Below are 18,078 nucleotides of genomic sequence, written 5' to 3'. Positions count from 1 at the left end.
TTCCCGGCGGCGGGGTCATGCCGGATGGACGAGGCGGTTCTCGTAGGCGAAGATCACGGCCTGGATCCGGTCGCGGAGTTCGAGCTTGTGCAGGATCCGCCCCAGATGGGACTTCACGGTCGCCTCGGCGAGGTGCAGGGTGGCCGCGATCTCGGTGTTGGACAGGCCGCAGGCCACCTGGACGAGCACCTCGCGTTCGCGGCCGCTGAGCCGCTCCAGCCGCTCGTCGTGGTGGGTGCCGCCGCCGTCGGGGATGTGCGGGCGGAGGTCCTCCAGCAGGCGGCGGGTGATCCGTGGGGAGAGCACCGCGTCGCCCGCGGCGACGTTGCGGATCGCGGTGAGCAGTTCCTCGGGCCTGGTGTTCTTCAGCAGGAAGCCCGAGGCGCCGGCGTTGAGCCCGGCGAAGGCGTACTCGTCCAGGTCGAAGGTGGTGAGGATCAGCACCTTGCTCTGCGGGGCGATCCTGACGATCTGTCGGGTCGCCTCGATCCCGTCGGTCCCGGGCATCCGGACGTCCATGAGGACGACGTCGGGGCGCAGCTCCCGGACGAGGCGTACGGCCTGGCTGCCGTCCGCCGCTTCGCCGACCGGCGTCATGTCGGGCTGGGCGTCCAGGACCGTGCCGAAGGCCATGCGGAGCAGCGCCTCGTCGTCGGCGATCAGGATGCGGATCGTCATGCGGACACCGCTCCGCTGCTGCCGAGGAGGAGGCGGGTGTGCACGCCCCAGCCGCCGCCCGGGAGCGGGCCGGCCCGCAGCGTCCCCCCGTAGGCGGCCGCGCGCTCGCGCATGCCGGGGATGCCGTGGCCGGGGATGCCGCGGCCGGACGGTGCGGCGCCGGGGGCCGGCGGGCAGGGGCCGTTGTCGGTGACGTCCACGGTGACGGTCTCGGCCGCGCACCGGATCCGGACGTTCGCGCGCGTGCCGGCGGGGGCGTGCTTGAGGGTGTTGGTCAAGGCTTCCTGCACCAGGCGGTAGACGGTGAGTTGGGCGGTGGCGGGTACGTGGCCGTGGCCGCCGTGGAGGTCGAGGCGGGTCGGCAGCCCGGTGGCGCACATCTGCTCGGCGAGGGCGTCCAGTTGGGCGAGGCCGGGCAACGGGTGGCGCTCCGCGTCCGGTTCGTCGGTGCGCAGGATGCCCAACGAGCGCCGCATGTCGGTCAGGGCCTGGCGGCCCGTCTCGGAGATCTGGAGCATCGCGGCGGTGGCCCGGTCGGGCGACCGGTGCTGGGCGTAGACGGCGGCGTCGGTGAGCGCGACCATGACGGACAGGTTGTGGGTGACGATGTCGTGCATCTCCCGGGCGATGCGCGTCCTCTCCTCGGCGACGGCCAGTCGCGCCTGCTGTTCCTGCTCCCGCTCCAGGCGTGCGGCCCGTTCCACCAGGGCCGCGAGGTAGGCCCGGGTGGTCCGCGCGTTCACCCCGAGGACGGCGGCGGCCACGGCCATCGCGGTGACCGCAGCAAAGGGGGTCAGGAACGCGCCGTCCGTCGCCCAGCGCAGGCAGGCCAGCAGGACCCCTGCCTCCACGACGGCACCGGCGACGAGCACGCCGCGCCGGCCGGAGTGCGCGGCCGCCGTGTAGAGGGCCACCAACAAGGCGACGTCCGCGGGCAGTTGGACGTCCATCAGCCACTGGACGAAGGCCGCGGCGGCCACGGCGGCGAACACCGTCAGCGGGGCCCGGCGCCGCCACAGCAGGGGCAGCGCGAGGGCGGCGGTGAGGGCCGCGGCCACCGGCAGCTCCCGCGGTGTGCGGGTGGTCAGGACGTTGAGGAGGAGGAGTGCAGGCAGCAGCGAGTCCCACACCACGGGCGGCAGTCGGGTGCTCCAGCGCCCGGCGGCCGTGACCAGCCGGGCCGCTCGCGCGGAGGCCGGGCCGGCGTACCCCGCCGACGGCGGGGCCGACCCCGCCCACCGCCCCCACTCGCTCACCCGTGCCAACTCCCGCACCCGCACCCGGCGGGCCTGGCCGGGTTCCGCGGCCGCCTCGGTCATCACACGTCCCTGTCGATCCGGCGTCAGGCCTGCCCCGGACGGGGCCGACACCGCGTACCGCCGGATCCGAGTCGAGTCCGGGTCCGTACGCCCCGCGCTCGCGCTGCCCGGCACGTTACCCGCTCCCCGGCACGTCGCGGCCTGGTCACGGTAGGCCGCGCGCCCAGCGGAGCGCATGATCCCACCGACTGATCGCCCCGCGCCCGGATACGACCTCAGGAGGAGCCCCGCTACCTCCCGTGGTCGCAACGCGGCCGCCGATCCGGGCTCCCGGACCCTGCTCCGGTCGCACCGGAGCCGCCACGCATGGCGACCGCGGTCGCACACGGCGACGACCCGGGGCCGATGCGACGGCGCACGCCCGGCGCCGAGCATGACCGGGTGACCGAGATCATCGAGGGACCGCAGATGTCCCCCCTGGAAATCCTCGCCCTGCTGGGTGCCGTCGCGCTGGTGGTGGCGCGCTGGCTTCCCCCCGCCGCCCGACCGCGTGTCACGATCGCGGCGGGAGCGGTTCTCGTGCCGTCCGCGATCGTGCTCGGCGTGACGGGGATCCGCTGGCAGCTGCTGCCCGTCCTCGCGGGCGCCGCCCTCGCGCTGCCGTTCGCCCTCGCTCCGCTGCTGCGCCGCCGTACCGGCCGGCCGGCGTGGCGGGCCCGCTGGTGGCTGGCGCTGCCGGGATCGGTGGCCTGCGCCGGCCTGATCGCCACGAGCCCGGTGGCCGCCTGGGCCTTCCCCGTACCCGTGTTCCCCGAGCCGACGGGCGGCTTCGCGGTCGGCACCCGCGTGGTGCAGTGGACCGACCCCGGCCGCCCCGAGACCTTCACCGCCGATCCGACCGACCTGCGCACGGTCGTCGTCCAGCTCTGGTACCCCGCGCAGAAGAGCCCGGCGGGCGCGCGGCGGGCCCAGTACCTCGGGCGCACGGAGCAGGAGGCGCGCACCGTCTCCGAGGCGCTGGCCCGCGGCGTCGGTCTGCCGGGGTTCCTGGTCGACGGTGTCCCCCGTGCCCGCAGCCGCTCGGTCTTCGACGCCCCGGTGGACGGCGGCGGGGGCCGGTTCCCGGTCGTCCTGTTCTCTCCCGGGTCGGGCGGAGTGCGCACCCAGAACACCGCCTGGGCGGAGGAACTGGCCAGCCACGGCTACGTGGTGGCCGCGCTCGACCACCCGTACGACTCCGCCGCGGTCGTCCTCGCCGACGGCCGGACGATCACCGGCGAGACCGCCTCCAGCGGTGACGCGGAGAAGGACGAGGAACTGGCGGCCGGCTGGACGGCGGTCCGGGCCGCCGACCTCGGCTTCGTCCTCAGTCGGCTGGACGCCGTCGACCGCGGCGAGGGCGCCGACCCGCTGACCGGCCGCCTGGACACCGGCCGGGTCGCGGTGGCCGGCCACTCCATGGGCGGCGCCGCCGCCCTGCAGGCAGCCCGGCAGGACCACCGGTTCGACGCCGTCATCGACCTGGACGGCTTCCCCCACGGCCCCGCCTCGCCCGCCCTCGTCCAGCCGACCCTCGCGCTCACCCAGGCCGTCACCCCCGGAACCGACCCGCGCTACCTGCCCCGGCTCACCGCGGCCCTCGACGCCGACACCGCGACGAGCTACCGGCTCACCGTCCCCGGCGCCGCCCACCTCACCTTCATGGACGGCCCCCTGTACCTGCCGCCCGTGCCCTCGATCGTCGGCTCCCTGGGCCGCACCGAGAGCCCGCGCGTCGTCGCCGGAGCCACCCTGGCCTTCCTGGACGCGACGCTGCGGGCCGCGCCCGGGGACCTGCCCGGCGCCCTGCGGACCTACGGCGACCTCACCGTCCACCACCCCTGACAGCAACCGCCGGCAGCCGGGCGGTCCCGTGTCGTCGTCCACCGACGACACGGGACCGCCCCCGCACGCCCGGCAGGCCGTGCCGTCTTGTCCCGGTCACGGCGGCGGTGCACGATGGCGTTCCGGCTGCCGTGGGGAGGGGTGCAGGCGCATGTTCGGACGCTTCGGCCGTCGACGCGCGAAGGCGAAGGAAGCACAGGAAGCACAGCAGGCAACGGCGGCCAAGGGGGCTCGGGAGCGACCGGTGGTTCCGCCGACGGAGCCGCAACCGCAGCCGGACGACCGCCCGTTCGAGGGCAAACTCGTCTCGGCGTCGGCCGTGGAGACCGGACTGCACTCGGCGAGGCTGTTGCGGGCTGCCAGGGACGAGCTGGCCACGACGCTCGGCGCGTACTTCGACGAGCAGGTCTGGCGAACCGAACCGCAGCTGATCATCTGGCGCGGCGCAGAGCGCCAGTACGAGGAAGTCCGGTGGGAGGCGGCGGACTGGGATGCGCGTCCGGTCGACTGGCGCAAGGCCCGGCGCACCTACGCCTACCGATGGGTGTACCGGACCAGGACACGGACCACGTACGTCCTGACCATGACCGTCACCCCGGAGGGAGTCGTCGAGCTGGAGGGTGAGGGGAACCTTCGGCGCCTGCGGCTGCCCGTCACGGCGGAGGGTGTCGACTCCTTCCTCGGCCCGGTCCGCTGAGATCGCGGGCCCGGCAGCCGGGCGGGACCGGGGCCGCTGCGGCGTGCTCGGCGCCCGCGATCAGGGGCTGACGGTGGCCGACGGGTCCGGGGTCGGTGTGCTCGGACGGATCTCGTAGCGAACCGGGCGGCACTGGGTGGTGTCCGACGGGCACACCCGTGCGCGGGCGGACGGGGGATTCGAGGGCTGTGGGGCCGGCGCGCCGGACATCCTGGGGAGGTAGGCGTACTCGACGATCGTGAACTTCCGGCCGCCGCCGAAGTCCACCACGCGCTGGTGCAGCGGCCCGTAGACGTGGTCGACGTCGTCCTTGAGCACGACCTTTCCCGCATCGCCGGGGAAGACGGCGATGATGTCCCACTCTGTCAACCAGGTCGCGAACGGCTGGTCCGCGAGGGAGGCGAGCGACTGGCCGCCAAGGGCCGCGCCACCGCCGTTCCGGATCGCGGCCACACACGTCACCTCGCCCTCCCCCAGCCACACCACGACCGCGCGGCTGTGCCCGGCCGCGTCGTCGAGCACGATCATGTCCGTCAGGGAGGGCGCCGGACAGACCTCCGGGACCAGGTGCCGTCCGATCAGGGCATTCACGATCCACTGTGCCGAGGCCGGGGCCGGCTGCGACAGCGTCACCCCGGGCTCCGTCGGTGCCGGATCCAGGACGGTCGGGAACGGCAGCTCGGCGTCGCCACCGCGTTGCCCCGTACAGGCCACGGCCCCCAGCGCCAGCACCACCGCCCCTGCCGCACACCCCGCCACCCGCGCTGTCCGAAGCATCGCGCCTCCCCCGTCGCCCTCCCCGCGAGTCTTCCCGCTGCGGCGGCCCGGAAGCGTCCGCTGACAGCAACAGCCTTGTACGGAAGGCGTCTTGACGGATCGTGGTCGCCCATCGCCGCCCACCGGCGGTCCCGGCGCTACCGGCGCTACCGGCCCGTCGGGTCGGGGATGCGGACGGCGGGTGCGGCACCGGCGGGTGCGGCTCCGGCGGGTGCGGTGCGTCCGCGGTGTTCGACGCCGTCGAGCAGGAGGCGGAGTCCGAGTTCGAAGCCCCGGTCGTCGAGGTCCGACGCGCCGTCGCGGGCGCGGGAGGCTTCCAGGGAGTCCGCGAGGGCGGGGTAGTCCGGCCGGTAGGCGTCCGGTGTCCGGGTGAAGCCGGCGGTGAAGGTCTCCAGCGCAGAGCCCAGCACCAGGTAGTCGAGTGCGGCTGCGGTCTCCGCCGCGTCGGCCGGGTCGAGGCCGGCCCGGCCGAGCGTGGCCAGCAGGGTGTCGTAGCCGCGCAGCGCGCGGTCGGCCTCGACGCGGCGGCGGGCCAGCAGGGCGATGGTGTTGGGGTGGCGCAGGAAGACCGCGCGGTAGCCGCGCGCGTACGCCGCGAGGCCGGCCCGCCAGTCGGGGTCGGCGAGCGGGGCGTGGTCGATCTCGTCGTTGACCAGTTCGGAGACCGCGTCGACCAGGGCGTCCTTGCTCTGGATGTGGTTGTAGAGCGAGGCCGCCTTGACTCCGAGCCGCTCCGCGAGCGCTCGCATGGTCAGGCCGTCGGGGCCCTCCTCGTCCACCACCTGGAGCGCGGCCTGTGCGATCCGTTCGCCGGTCAGCAGCGCCCTGCTCGGTCGACCCACTGGGGAATCCCCTCTTCCGCTCTGCGTTTCCTGCGGCTATCGTGCCAGACCAGCAGCGGTTGCTAACAAAGTTAGTTTTATCAGGAGGGCGCACCGCATGGCCGAGAACACCCCGTCCGACGACGACACGCTGGCCGCGCTCGGCTACCGCCAGGAGCTCAGACGCAGCCTGAGCGTCCTCGGCAACGTCTCCATGGGCTTCGCCGTGGTCAGCCCCGTCGTCGGGCTGTACGCCGCCGTGCAGGTCGGCATGAGCGTGGCCGGCGGCGCCTGGGTCTGGGCGCTGCCGCTGTGCCTGCTCGGGCAGTGCCTGGTCGTGGCCGTCTACTCGGAGCTCGCCTCCCAGTGGCCGCTGGCCGGCGGCGCCTACCAGTGGGGCCGGCGGCTCGCCGACCCGGCCTTCGCCTGGCTGACCGGCTGGATGTGGCAGTTCGCGGTGATGTTCGGCAACACCACCGTCGCCTACCTCGCCTCGCCCTGGCTCTTCGCGCTCTTCGGCGCCGTCCCGACGCCCACCGAGCAGGTGCTCGTCGCGGTCGGGTTCGTGCTCTTCTGCACCCTGGTCAACGCCTACGGCATCGACCTCCTGCGCCGGTTCGTCAGCCTCGGCATCGCCGCCGAGGCGGTCGCCTCCGTCCTCGTGGGCTTCACCCTGCTGCTGGTCTTCCGGCAGCACGGCCTCTCGCTGCTGACCGACTTCCTGCACGCGCCCACCGGGCGCGGCATCGGCGGCACCGGCGCGCTGCTCGCCGCCCTGGCCATCGCGGGGTGGGCGTTCGTCGGGTTCGACGCCTGCGTGTCGACGGCGGAGGAGACCAAGGACGCGGCCCGGCAGGTGCCCCGGGCGATGTGGTGGTCCCTGCTGAGCGTCGGGCTCGTCGTCATCCTGAACGCGGTCTCGGTCGAGCTGGCGCACCCGAGCCCCGCCGACGTCGTCTCCGGCCAGGACCTGGACCCGGTGACCACCGCCGTCACCCATGCGTTCGGCGGCTGGGCCGACAAGCCCTTCGTCCTCGTCGTCCTGATCAGCTTCACCGCGTGCCTGATGGCCTCCCAGGGCGGCGCGGCGCGCGGGCTCTACTCCCTCGCCCGCGACGGCGTCTTCCCGTTCTCGCGCCAGGTCCGCAGGGTCAACGGGCGCCGGGCGCCGATCGGCGGCCTGGTCGCGGCGACGCTGATCAGCTGCGCCGCCCTGCCGCTGGGCCTGAGCACCTCGGCCATCGGCAGCCTGATGACCTTCGGCAGCGCGGCGATCTTCGCACCGTTCTTCCTGATCTGCCTCGTCGCCCTGGCCGCCCGCCTGCGCGGCTCGTGGACGCCCGCCGGCGCGGTCGGGTACGGGCGCCTCGGCACCCCCGTCAACCTGCTCGCGGTGCTGTGGACCGGCTTCGAGCTGGTCAACATCTGCTGGCCGCGCGCCGCCCTCGCCCCGGCCGGGGCGCCCTGGTACCAGATCTGGGCGGCACCGCTGGGCGTCGCCACCGTCACCCTCGCCGGCCTCGCCTACCTGCTCGTGCGCCGACCCGACCGCCGCATGGGCGACATCGACCGGGACCGGCCGCTGGGCGACGAGCTCGCGCCCGCCGTCCTGTAGCCGGCTCGCGCCGGGCTCCCGCCGCCGCCACCCCCGCCCGGGGCGATGGCGGCGGCGGTGGCTGCGGGGGTGGCGGTGGCGGTGGCGATGGCGGTCGATCAGAAGGCCGATGACCTGCTAATGTTCTTCTCGTCGCGAGGGAGATCATTCCTCGCCAGGCGTCAGCGGTGCTACCAGAGCACGTCCTACTTTCAGTAGGAAGAGTCCGTGCAACCCGGGCCTGGCGCTCCACAGTCGGACGAGGTCCGGCGCCCCTACGGGTGCCGGGCCTCGTCCGCGTTCTGCCGACCGTTCGCCGGGCCGACGGGCATCGGGTGTCAGGCGGCTACCTGCGGCCGAAGGTGTTGAGGAAGACCACGGGTTCTCCGCCGAACCGCCCGGCGGCGTCCAGTTCCAGCAGCGCCGCCAGCGCCTTGGCGGTGTACGTCTGCTCCAGTTCCAGGCCCGCCCCGGACGCCGCCCGGTCGAGCGCCGCCGCCCCCGGTGCGGTGGGGTGGGCGTAGCCGGCGCCGAGCCAGCCGTACTCCGTGACCACGTCCGCCGGGCCGGGCTCCGCCCCCGGCAGGCGGGCGCCCCGGGCCCGGAGCAGCGCCAGCGACTTCCGGGCCAGCGCGGTGAGCGTCGGACCGTCCAGCCGGAGGGTGTCGTTGACCACGACGCCCAGCACCCGGGTGCGCAGACCGGCCAGCCGCAGCCCCAGCGCCAGACCGGCCGCGGTACCGCCCGAGCCGACCGCCGTCACGATCCATCCGGGCTCCGGCAGCAGGCCGTCCGCCACCTGCCCGGCCAGTTCGAGCGCGCACTCGACGTACCCGAGCGCCCCGAGCGGCGAGGACCCGCCCGCCGGGAGGAAGTAGGGCGGGGTGAGGCCGTGCGCGTGCCGGACGAACAGCCACGGCGCGGCGAGGACCAGCCGGGTCCTGGTGTGCAGGAAGTGCAGCCTCGCGCCACTGGCGCGCAGCCGCCGCAGCTGGGCGCGGACGTGGTCGTCGACCGGATGGTCGATCAGGCCGAGGGCGACGTCGAGGCCCAGTTCGCGGGCGTAGAGGGCGGCCGCGAGGCCCCAGTTGGTGCCGAGCCCGCCGACGGTGAGGACCGTCCGGGCACCCCGGCGGCGGGCCTCGGGCAGCAGCCACTCCAGCTTGCGGACCTTGTTCCCGCCCCAGCCGCCGCGCCCGTACCCGCTCTCGTCCTTCAGCCACACCGCGGACCGGCAGCCGAGCCCGGCCAGCGGGCGCACCGGAGTCGGCGTGTCGCCCAGCCGGAGGTACGGCAGCGTCCCGGTCAGCTCCGGCCAGCGCCGGTGGAGCAGGGGAGGCGTCATGGGGCCGACGGTAGGGCAGCACCGGGCCGTTGCCCAGTGCCGGGACGGCCCGGGCCGGTTTCCGGTACCGACGGCGGTCGGTGACGACACGACGGCTACGGCTCGCCGATCACGGTCGGGCGACGGCAGTGCGCGCAGCGGCAGGGCGGGGTGGGGCACGGAGGGGTGACGGCCCGCCCGGACCGCCGCTCAGCCTCCGGCCGTGCCCTGCACCGGCCAGGTGCGGCCGACCGTGGCGGCGAGGGCCGCGCCCTGCCGGTGGCCGGCCCGGGCGGCGGCCGGGCGCCGGCTGTCGGAGGTGAGGTCGCGTCCCATCGCACGGCGGGCGTCGGCGTCCGGGGTGATCAGGGTGGTGTGGGTGCCGGCGGCCCGGAGCTCCGCTGCCTGTTGCCGGGCGCCGGGGTGCGGTCCGACGGCCGCGGGGACGGGCGAGAGGGCCAGCACCTGCCGGTGGCCGGCGGCGAGTTGGAGGTTGCCGGTGGATCGGGTGCCGCCGTCGATCCACCGCCGCCCGAGGGCGGCTGCGGGCGGCCAGACCAGGGGGACGGCGCAGCTGGCGGCGACGGCCTCCACGAGGTCGAGCCCGGAGTGCGCGTCGAAGGCCTCGACGTGTCCGGTCTCCGCGTCCACGGCGGTGATCCGCAGCGCCTGCGCGGGCCAGGCGGTGGCGTCGCGCAGCAGGGTGCGCACGGTGTCGTGGAGGTCCTGGGCGGGGGCCGGCCGGGCGGTCAGGGCGGCGTGGCCGAGGCGCCGTACGGAGCGTTCCGGGTCGCGGGTGCCGAGGGCCGCCCACAGGTAGCGCAGGGTCTGCGCGACGGTGACGCCCATCTCGACCCGGTCGAGCCGGGCCAGTTGACGTTCGTACAGCTCGCGGGCGGCTTCGCCGCCGGCGAGCCGGGCGCCGAAGACGGCTCCGGCCGAGGTGCCGATGACGGTGTCGGCGGCGGTCGGGTCGATCCCGCCGTCGGCCAGGCCCGCGAGGACGCCGGTCAGCCACGCCCCGCCGACCGGTCCGCCGCCGCCCAGTACCAGTGCCGTCCCATGCATGGCGTTCCTCTCCCCGACTCTCCGACCACAAGAAACGGGGAATGGTCCCCGTTTCTCTCTCGGGTGAGCGTACACCGGACGAGGGCGGCACGGCACCGGCGGGCACGGCCCCCGGCCGCACCCACACCCGCACCTGGGGCCGTCCGCCCCCGACCGACGCCGCTCCCGCTACGGTCTGTCAGGAAGAACGGGCCGTTCGGGGGGTGAGCCTACGCACGGTCACCGACGTTGATGCGTGGGCGAAGCAGGAATAGCCTGGAAAGACCGAGGGCCGGCGGGTGCCGGAAGGTGCGGCACCCCCGACTGTCGCCGGTCGGATGCTGGGGGCACCCCATGCGAGATCACTCGACGCGGGCCCTGGCCCTGTGTTCCCCGGGGCACGGCGACCTGCACCTCTTCGTCGGCGCGCAGAACGGCGTGGTGCGGCACCGGACGTTCGACGGCTCCTGGAGCGCGTGGCGCGATCTCGGCAGTCCCTGGTCCTCGCCCGGGGAGCCGCGTCCCGGGGTTACCGGGACGCCCGCGGGCTTCGGATCCGGCTGGCTGGACGCGACGGCGGTCGAGGGCGGCGCGGTCGAGGTCTTCGCCCTCGGCGCCGAGGGCGACCTGCGACGCCTGCGCCTGGACGACGAGGGGCGGGGCAGGGACCGGCCGGAGTGGATGTCATGCGGCGTGCTGCCCCGTGGTCTGCTCCCCCAGGGTTCCGCGCCGACCGGGTTCACCGTCGTGACGACCGGGGGCAGCGACGTCCACGTCCTCCTGTGGACGGGCGCGCCGGACCGGCAGATCGTTCACTGGCGTCCGTCCGGCCGGGCGGTCGTGCTGCCCGTCGGCGGCCGGGCCTCCGGGCTGGTCGCCGCCGTGGCGGAGGCGGCGGTGGCGGACGCCGCGCGGGGCGTGCTCCTGGTCGCGGACACCCGCGAACGGCGCCTGCTCCGCGGCCACTTCACGGTCACCGAACCACCGACCTACGAGGCCCCGGCCTACGAACCACCGACCGACGGACCACCAACCGACGAAGCCCCGGCCCACGACGCTCCGACGTGGGAGGACCTCGGGGAACTGCCCGACGGGCTCGACCCCTCCCCCACCTGCATCGCCGCGACGGAGCACGACGTCTTCCTCGGCGGCGACCGCGGCCTGTGGCACTCCGCCCTGGAGCCGTGGCTCGGCTGGGAGCACCTCGGCGGCGACCTCTCCGCCCCCGACACCGGGCTTCCCCTGCTGACCGCCGTCGAGTCCGGGGACGGCCGGATCGACGTGCTCGCCGTCTGGGCCGGGGCCGCGCTCATGCACCGACGGTTCGACACCGCGTGGTCCGCGTGGCACCTGGTCGACCTGCCGAGCGCGACACCGGGCACAACACCGGGCGCGACACCGGGCACCGCCCCGGGCACCGCCCCGAGCGCAGCCCCGACCAGCTACGCCGTGCTGCGCCCCGACGACCTCGTCACCCTCACCCTCCGGGGCCGGGGCCTGCACGAGCAGACCCGGCCCGACGGCACGGTGCAGCTGGTGCCCGACCCGGGCGGCGGCCGCCTGATCGTGGAGGTGCCCCCGCAGCACCTGGCCGAGACCGTGGTGGAGTCCGGCATGCCGCCCCAGGGCTACCTCTCCGGACCGTCCACCCTGTCCTTCGCCGTCGGCCCGGACCCGGTCGTCCTCACCGTGGAGGGCCTGCTCGACGCGATGGAGCGCCTCCCCCTGGTCACCACCGCGGCCTCGGCGGCGGACGAGGTGACCCGGCTGGAACTCCCCTGGCGCCTCGTCCTCGCCCTGCAGGGGCAGCCGCGCTGCGCCCACCGCAGCCGGCCCGCCACCGGCACCGGCGGCGGCACCGAGCTCTGGCACAGCCGGGTCCACGACCCGGCCGGCGGGCTGACGGCGCGCCCCCTGCGCGCCGTCCCCGGCGGTACGAACCTGGGCACGCCCCTGGACGCCTGGCTGGACCAGATCGTCGCGGCCGCGGTCCAGAACCCGGGCATCCCGGTGGCGGTCGACCGGCTGATCCTGAGCGCCTACGGTGCCCGGTTCTCCGCCTCCGCCCACTGGCCCCACCTGGAGTGGGCCCACGACGCCGCGCTGGGCCGGGACTTCCACGTCAAGGTCGCCGCCACCGGCGCGCTGTTCCCGTTCGGCCACCGCGCGGTCTACGTGGAGGTGACCGACCGGCGGTTCGACGGCACCGATCCCGCCGTGGCCGCGCTGCACCGGCAGAGCTTCCTGATCGTCACCGAGCCCGTCCGCGACGACTACGGCGTCGGCGCGGGCGGCTCGCACGAGCGGCGGTTCCCCTTCCAGCGGGTCACGATCGACCCCGGTCAGGCCTCGGAGCTGGACGACGCCTCCTGGATCCCGCTGGGCGCGTCGCCCGGCGCCCCGCGGTGCTTCTGGCCGCGGCGCAGCGGTGGACCCGTGATGTTCACCCTCCGGGCCGGCGCGGGGCAGCAGGAGGTGGAACTGCACCTGCCGCTGCTGTTCGTGGAGGACGCGGCGGCCGACGCCGCGCACGCCGCGGCCCTCGACGGGATCTACGGCGGCGGTCCCGGTTCGGGCGCCTTCGCGGGCCCGGGGCGGCCGGTCTCGGACGTCGGCAGCCGTATCCCGCTCGCCATGGTGTCGCGGACCGAGGCGGCGGCGGGCGCGGTGCAGGAGGTGCAGTCGATGACCTTCGGCGGGCTCGGCGCGGGGCACTCCCCCACCGGGGTGGGCTTCTACCCGCAGGTGACCCAGCTGGCCGTGGGGCTGCCGGCGGCCCGCCAGCTGCTGGGCCCGCTGCCGGCGCTGCCCGCGACGCTCTCCAAGGCGCTCGTCGACACCCCGCCGGGCCAGCCGCCGGCGGAGGCGCTGCTGGACCTGGTGACCCCGAGGCCGCTCGACTTCGGCGCGGCCGGGGCCCGCGCGGGGTCGCTGGCCGCCCCCGACATGACCGTGACGCAGATCTCGCGCACGCTCGGGCCCACCGTCGGAAACGCGCTCCCGCAGGATCCCACGAAGCTGTTCGCCCCGGACGCGACGCTGTTCGGCGTCGTCCCGCTGCGCGACCTGATCGCCGTCGTCAGGGACCAGCCGAAGCTGCTGTGGCTCGGCGAGGGGACGGACACCCCGTCCGCGAAGCTCACGTGGCGCCAGCCGCTGGAGAAGGCCTTGGCGCCGTTCTACCCCGACGCCGGGTCGTCGGTGTCCATCGAGGCGCTGGCGCAACTGGTCGGCGGCAAGCCGCAGATGCACGCGACCGGGACGATCGACAGGTTCAGGCTGGTGATCCCCGCGCAGGGCCCGGGCGCGCTCGTCACGCTCACCTTCGCGTCCGTCGTCTTCACCGCCGACGCCGGCCGGAGCCTGCACCTCGACGTCACCCTGTCCGACGTGGAGCTCGACGGGACGCTGAAGTTCCTGCGCACCCTGCAGGACCTGATCCCGCAGGCGGGGCGCGGCGGCCCGCGGATCGACGTGTCGGCCACGGCGATCACGGCGTCGTACACCCTGGCCGTGCCGACCGCCGGCCTGATGGTGTTCAGTCTGCAGAACCTCACCATCCGGATCGCGGTCACGCTGTCGCTGACCAACCGGCCGATCGCGGTGGACTTCGCCTTCGGCACCCGGGAGAAGCCGTTCCTGGTCACGGTCTCCGGCTTCGGCGGCGGCGGGTACCTGGAACTCGGGATCGGCGCCGGGGGCCCGGACAGCGGGCTGCAGCGGCTCACCGGCGGGATCGAGTTCGGCGCCGCCGTCACCATGGACTTCGCCATCGCGTCGGCGGAGGTGCACGTCTTCGGCGGCGTCGTCTTCGCCAAGAACGGCCGCGACACCGAGATCACCGGCTACCTGCGGATCGGCGGCAGCGTCTCCGTGCTGGGGCTGATCAGCGTGTCGATCGAGCTGACGCTCAGCCTGACGTACGACACCGACACCAATGTGCTGAGCGGTTCGGCCAGGCTCGTCATCACGGTGGACCTGACGTTCTTCTCCAAGACCGTGACGCTGGAGTGTCACAAGAGCTTCGGCGGCTCCTCGCACCTCGCCGCACCGGCGGCCCACGCCGGTCCGGCCCTGGCGGCCGGCCCGGACCCGTCGTCGGTCGAGGCGGCGCTCGGGCCGCAGGGGCCGTCGTTCCCCTGGCAGACGTACTGCCAGGCGTTCGCAGGGGAGTAGCGCATGTCGTCGACCGGCCTGGAGCGGCAGTTCGTCTGGACGGTGGTCCCGGCCGGCCGGGTGACGCCGGCGGCCGCCGGGTCCGAGCCGATGGCGGTGTTCTCGGTGCTGCTGACGCCGCGCCTGATCGGCCCGGGGACGGGCCGGCTCACGGTGGCGGACTTCGGCATGCAGCGCTGGCCGGAGCGGTCCGCCGCCCTGCACTTCGACGTGTTCCGCGCCGGGACGTCCGTGCCGGCGTCGCCGGTCCCGTACACCGCGCTGGACGGGACGGTCGTGCGGTTCTCGCCCGCCGAGCAACTCGCCGCCTGGCAGGCGCTGTTCGGCGGCGGCACGCTGGTCGAGCCGTACCGGGCCGCGTTCTACGACGGCCGGGACACCCGGGCGTTCCCCACGGGCGAGGCCGGCGCGGAGGTCCGCGGCATCTACACCGCCACCGCCCGGGCCCACGCCGTGCACCGGGGCGTGGCGCCGGAGGGCGACGCCGGGCTCCGGGCCGCCCTGCGGGAGATCACCGACCTGTGGCAGACCGGCCTGCTGCCGCCCGGGGACGGGGCGGCACGCGCCGCCGAGGACCAGCCGGCCCTCGCCCGGGCGTACGCCTTCTACCGGCGCAGCGCCGCCGAGTTCAGCCCGCCGGAGAGGCTCGCGGCGCCGCCCGAGCGCGAGTTCCACGACACCGTCGCGCACCTCGCCGACCACCCCGTCGTGCTGCGCGCGCTCGGCCTGCTGACGGACCTCGCCGTGCCGGCGTCCCGGCTGGGCGGGGCCGACCCGGCGGAGCTGCGGGCGGTGCCGCGGTGGCCGAGCCCGGACCCGAACCCGCCGCCGGGCTGGACCGGCGCCACCCAGACCGACCTGTCGCCGCGCACGGCCTACACCCTGAACGGGACGCGCTTCCTGCCGGCCTCCGTCGACGGGCCGACCTCCACCGGCTTCAGCCAGGGGCTGCTCCCGCTGTCCGGAACCGGCATCGGAACCGGAGCCGGAGCCGGAAGCGAGGCCGCGTCTGCCGGGAACGCCCGGTTCGAAGTCGTGCCCTTCGACGTGGACGGCGCCGCCCTGCGCCTGGTGAGCGCCGCCCGCTCGGACGCCGCGTCCGCGCCGCCGTCCGTCGCCGACACCGCTCCGCCCGGCGCGCTGCCCGCCCTGCACTCGATGGGGTTCGCGCTCGTCGACCGGAGCCGGGAGACGGAGCACGGCAAGCAGCTCCAGCGGGCCCGGCAGCGCGCGACACCGTCCGGCCTACAGGCGTCCGCGCTGCTGGCGGACTCCCTCCTCGGCGGCTACCGGCTGGACGTGTACGACGGCACCAGCAGGACATGGCACTCGCTGTGCCGGCGCCGGGTGCACTACACCGTCGGCGGCGTGCCGCTCGGGCCCGCCACCGTGGCGGGGCTGCCGGACGAGGGGTACCTCAGGCCCGGCGGGGCCGCCACCGGCGCCGGCCCGGCCGACGTGCTGTACCTCCACCAGACGGTGGCCCGCTGGGACGGCTGGAGCCTGGTCGCCCAGCGGCCCGAGCGGATCGTGGCCACCGGCGACACCCGGCCGGCCGCGGCCGCCCCGCCCCTCGACGCGGCCGTGACGTGCGACCTCGGCTCGCTGCCCCGGCTGCGCTTCGGCCGCTCCTACCGGCTGCGGGTCAGGATCGCCGACCTGGCCGGAGGCGGCCTGCGCGCCGAGGAGGTCGGCGCCGTCGAGGAGCAGAGCGACGACCTCGTCTACCGGCGCTTCGAACCGCTGCCCCCACCGGAACTCGTGCCCACCCGGGCATTCGACGACGGCGACGGCCAGGACCGCATGGTCATCCGCAGCGACCGCGGGGTGTCGGTGGCCGACTACGCCGCCCACCACGGGTACCGCGCCTACGACCTGCGGCACCTCCTGCCGCCGAAGTGCTCGCTCGCCCTGGCCCTGCAGTACGACGGCGCCTTCGACCAGGCCCTCGGCCCCACCGCGTCCGCCGCCGACGTGACCCGGCTCTTCGGGACCGCCAAGCGGGCGGACCGCGGGCTCACCGACGTCCCGGGTGCGCAGACCGTCGGAACCGACCCGGCATCCGGCGCTCCGTCACCGTACGTCACCCTGCCCGAGACGGACGTGGTGCTGCCCTGGCTGGCCGACCCGAGCGGCGCCTTCATCGCCCTGAACGCGCGGCCCCGGCCGCTGGGCCCCACCGGGCAGCCCGGGCCCATCGTCCCCTCCGACCGGTCGGTGATCGCCGTCTGGCAGGGCAACTGGCCCGACCGCCAGACCGCGACCGTGAAGCTGGAGGCCGCCGCGAGCGGCTGCACGGTGCGGAACCTCGACCGCCGCCACCTCTCGGTCGGGCTCGGCCCCGCGGAGCAGGTGACCTTCGACATCCCGTCCTGCATGCCGTACGAGCACGTCGACTACCTCGGCATCGCCCTGTGGCTGGGCGTCGACCCGGTGAACCCGGCGACCTTCCAGGACGTCGTGCACGGCAGGAACCGGCTGATCACCCCGCCGCGCACGGTCACCATGGTCCACGCCGTGCAGCGGCCGCTGACCGACCCGGGCGGACAGCTGACCGCCCAGCGCAAGCCCGGCGACCACGACGTCGTCCTCGGCACGGACGGCCTCGCCATCGACATCCCCAGCACCGGGCGGATCGACCTCCACGCCGAGTGGTCCGACCACGACGACGCCCCGCCCGCCCCGCCGACGGTGCACGAACGGATGGCGCACGTCGGCTCGTACGACGTCCAGCACCTGCCGCCGAAGGACGCGCTCCCGGTGATCCGCCAGGAGTTCGGCGACACCCGCCACCACAAGGTGAGCTACACCGTCACGGCGGTGTCCCGCTTCGAGGACTGCTTCGGGCGCGCGCTCGCGGCCGATCCCCGCGCCTGCCTCGCCACCGGAGCGCTCGCGGACACCGACGTGCCGAGCTCGGCCCGGCCCCCCGCACCCCGACTCCTCTACGGCATGCCGACGTTCCGCTGGAGCCGGACCGTCGACGGGCAGCGCTCGCTCACCCGGCTGCGCCGCGGCGGCGGCCTGCGGGTCTTCCTCGAACGGCCCTGGTACGCGTCGGGCGACGACGAGGCCCTGGCACTGCTCGCCTTCCCCACCGCGCCGGCCCCCGCCGAAGCCCTGCGCTACGTCGGCGTCGCCGGACGCGACCCGATCCGCGGCACCGGGGCGCCGCCCGGCACCCTCACCCGCTCCCAGGTCAACGCACCGCAGTGGGCGCAGGTGACGCTCCCCGAGCTGCAGCGGGTCCTCGACGCCGGGCTGTACCAGGTCGAGTTCGACGACCAGGAGGACCGCTGGTATGCCGACCTCGACCTCGCCCCGGTGGTGTCCTCGTCCTACTTCCCGTTCGTCCGGCTCGCGCTGGCCCGCTACCAGCCGCACACCGTCACCGACGTGCCGGCCGTGTCACAGGTGGCCCTGACCGACCCCGTCCAGCTGCCGCCCGACCGGCGGCTGACCGTCACCCGCAGCCCCGGGCAGGCCACCGTCGTCCTGGACGGCCTCGGCCCCGGTGGCGCGGGGAACACCGTCCGGACCGAACTCCAGGTCCTGGACGCGGGCGTGCCGGCGACCGCCGACGTCGCGGGCTGGTCCACCGTCCTGACGACCACGGCCGTCCTCGGGCACACGGCCCCCGTCAGCCTCCCCGACACCGGGCAACGGCCCCAGCGCCTGGTCGTCCGCGAGTTCGAGACCCAGCCCGTTCCGGCGGGCGGCGACGGGACCGGACGACCGGTGTTCCTCGACATCGTTCCGCTCGGCACGTGGTGAGCGGCCCGACGCCGTCGTTGCCACGGGCCGCAGAGCTTCAGACAGTC

At 75.2% G+C, this 18,078-nt stretch carries 11 protein-coding genes; 5 read left to right on the top strand and 6 right to left on the bottom strand.

The genetic code is table 11. The annotated features are described in order from the left end of the window. Positions 1 to 15: 15 nt before the first annotated feature. Together ABT048_RS08395 and ABT048_RS08390 are read right to left on the bottom strand one after the other, a co-directional pair. Positions 16 to 678, bottom strand: coding sequence for a response regulator (locus ABT048_RS08395; RefSeq protein WP_350520532.1), 663 nt, complete (start codon positions 676 to 678; stop codon positions 16 to 18). Continuing rightward, positions 675 to 1,997, bottom strand: a complete 1,323-nt coding sequence (locus tag ABT048_RS08390; RefSeq protein ID WP_350520531.1) for a sensor histidine kinase — start codon at positions 1,995 to 1,997, stop codon at positions 675 to 677. The genes ABT048_RS08395 and ABT048_RS08390 overlap by 4 nt, the downstream gene beginning before the upstream one ends. Before the next feature lie 345 nt (positions 1,998 to 2,342). Between ABT048_RS08390 and ABT048_RS08385 the strand changes: the two genes are divergently transcribed. Continuing rightward, positions 2,343 to 3,821, top strand: coding sequence for an alpha/beta hydrolase family protein (locus tag ABT048_RS08385; protein WP_502893985.1), 1,479 nt, complete (start codon positions 2,343 to 2,345; stop codon positions 3,819 to 3,821). Positions 3,822 to 4,065: 244 nt separating this feature from the next. Next, positions 4,066 to 4,518: a hypothetical protein gene (locus ABT048_RS08380; protein WP_350520529.1), complete on the top strand. Its 453-nt coding sequence runs from the start codon at positions 4,066 to 4,068 to the stop codon at positions 4,516 to 4,518. A gap of 60 nt (positions 4,519 to 4,578) precedes the next feature. Here ABT048_RS08380 and ABT048_RS08375 read toward each other — a convergent pair whose 3' ends face one another. Both ABT048_RS08375 and ABT048_RS08370 read right to left on the bottom strand, forming a co-directional pair. Continuing rightward, positions 4,579 to 5,295, bottom strand: coding sequence for a hypothetical protein (locus tag ABT048_RS08375; RefSeq protein ID WP_350520528.1), 717 nt, complete (start codon positions 5,293 to 5,295; stop codon positions 4,579 to 4,581). Positions 5,296 to 5,441: 146 nt separating this feature from the next. Further along, positions 5,442 to 6,137, bottom strand: coding sequence for a TetR/AcrR family transcriptional regulator C-terminal domain-containing protein (locus ABT048_RS08370; protein WP_350520527.1), 696 nt, complete (start codon positions 6,135 to 6,137; stop codon positions 5,442 to 5,444). Positions 6,138 to 6,234: 97 nt separating this feature from the next. Between ABT048_RS08370 and ABT048_RS08365 the strand changes: the two genes are divergently transcribed. Continuing rightward, on the top strand, positions 6,235 to 7,731 hold the full coding sequence (locus ABT048_RS08365) for an APC family permease (RefSeq protein ID WP_350520526.1): 1,497 nt from the start codon (positions 6,235 to 6,237) through the stop codon (positions 7,729 to 7,731). Between the two features lie 325 nt (positions 7,732 to 8,056). Here ABT048_RS08365 and ABT048_RS08360 read toward each other — a convergent pair whose 3' ends face one another. Continuing rightward, positions 8,057 to 9,055 (bottom strand): 1-aminocyclopropane-1-carboxylate deaminase/D-cysteine desulfhydrase, encoded by a 999-nt coding sequence (locus ABT048_RS08360; protein ID WP_350520525.1) that lies wholly within the window; start codon positions 9,053 to 9,055, stop codon positions 8,057 to 8,059. Positions 9,056 to 9,244: 189 nt separating this feature from the next. Further along, positions 9,245 to 10,102: a patatin-like phospholipase family protein gene (locus ABT048_RS08355; RefSeq protein ID WP_350520524.1), complete on the bottom strand. Its 858-nt coding sequence runs from the start codon at positions 10,100 to 10,102 to the stop codon at positions 9,245 to 9,247. Between the two features lie 333 nt (positions 10,103 to 10,435). Between ABT048_RS08355 and ABT048_RS08350 the strand changes: the two genes are divergently transcribed. After that, the gene (locus ABT048_RS08350) at positions 10,436 to 14,257 is read left to right on the top strand and encodes a hypothetical protein (protein ID WP_350520523.1); all 3,822 of its coding nucleotides are present in this window, start codon (positions 10,436 to 10,438) and stop codon (positions 14,255 to 14,257) included. Positions 14,258 to 14,260: 3 nt separating this feature from the next. Beyond that, on the top strand, positions 14,261 to 18,031 hold the full coding sequence (locus ABT048_RS08345; RefSeq protein WP_350520522.1) for a hypothetical protein: 3,771 nt from the start codon (positions 14,261 to 14,263) through the stop codon (positions 18,029 to 18,031). The last annotated feature ends 47 nt before the right edge of the window (positions 18,032 to 18,078 follow it).

The organism is Kitasatospora sp. NPDC096140, from assembly GCF_040303045.1.
Lineage (GTDB): Bacteria > Actinomycetota > Actinomycetes > Streptomycetales > Streptomycetaceae > Kitasatospora.
Note: the sequence above shows the minus strand (reverse complement) of the source record. Positions and strands in the feature narration are given on the sequence as shown.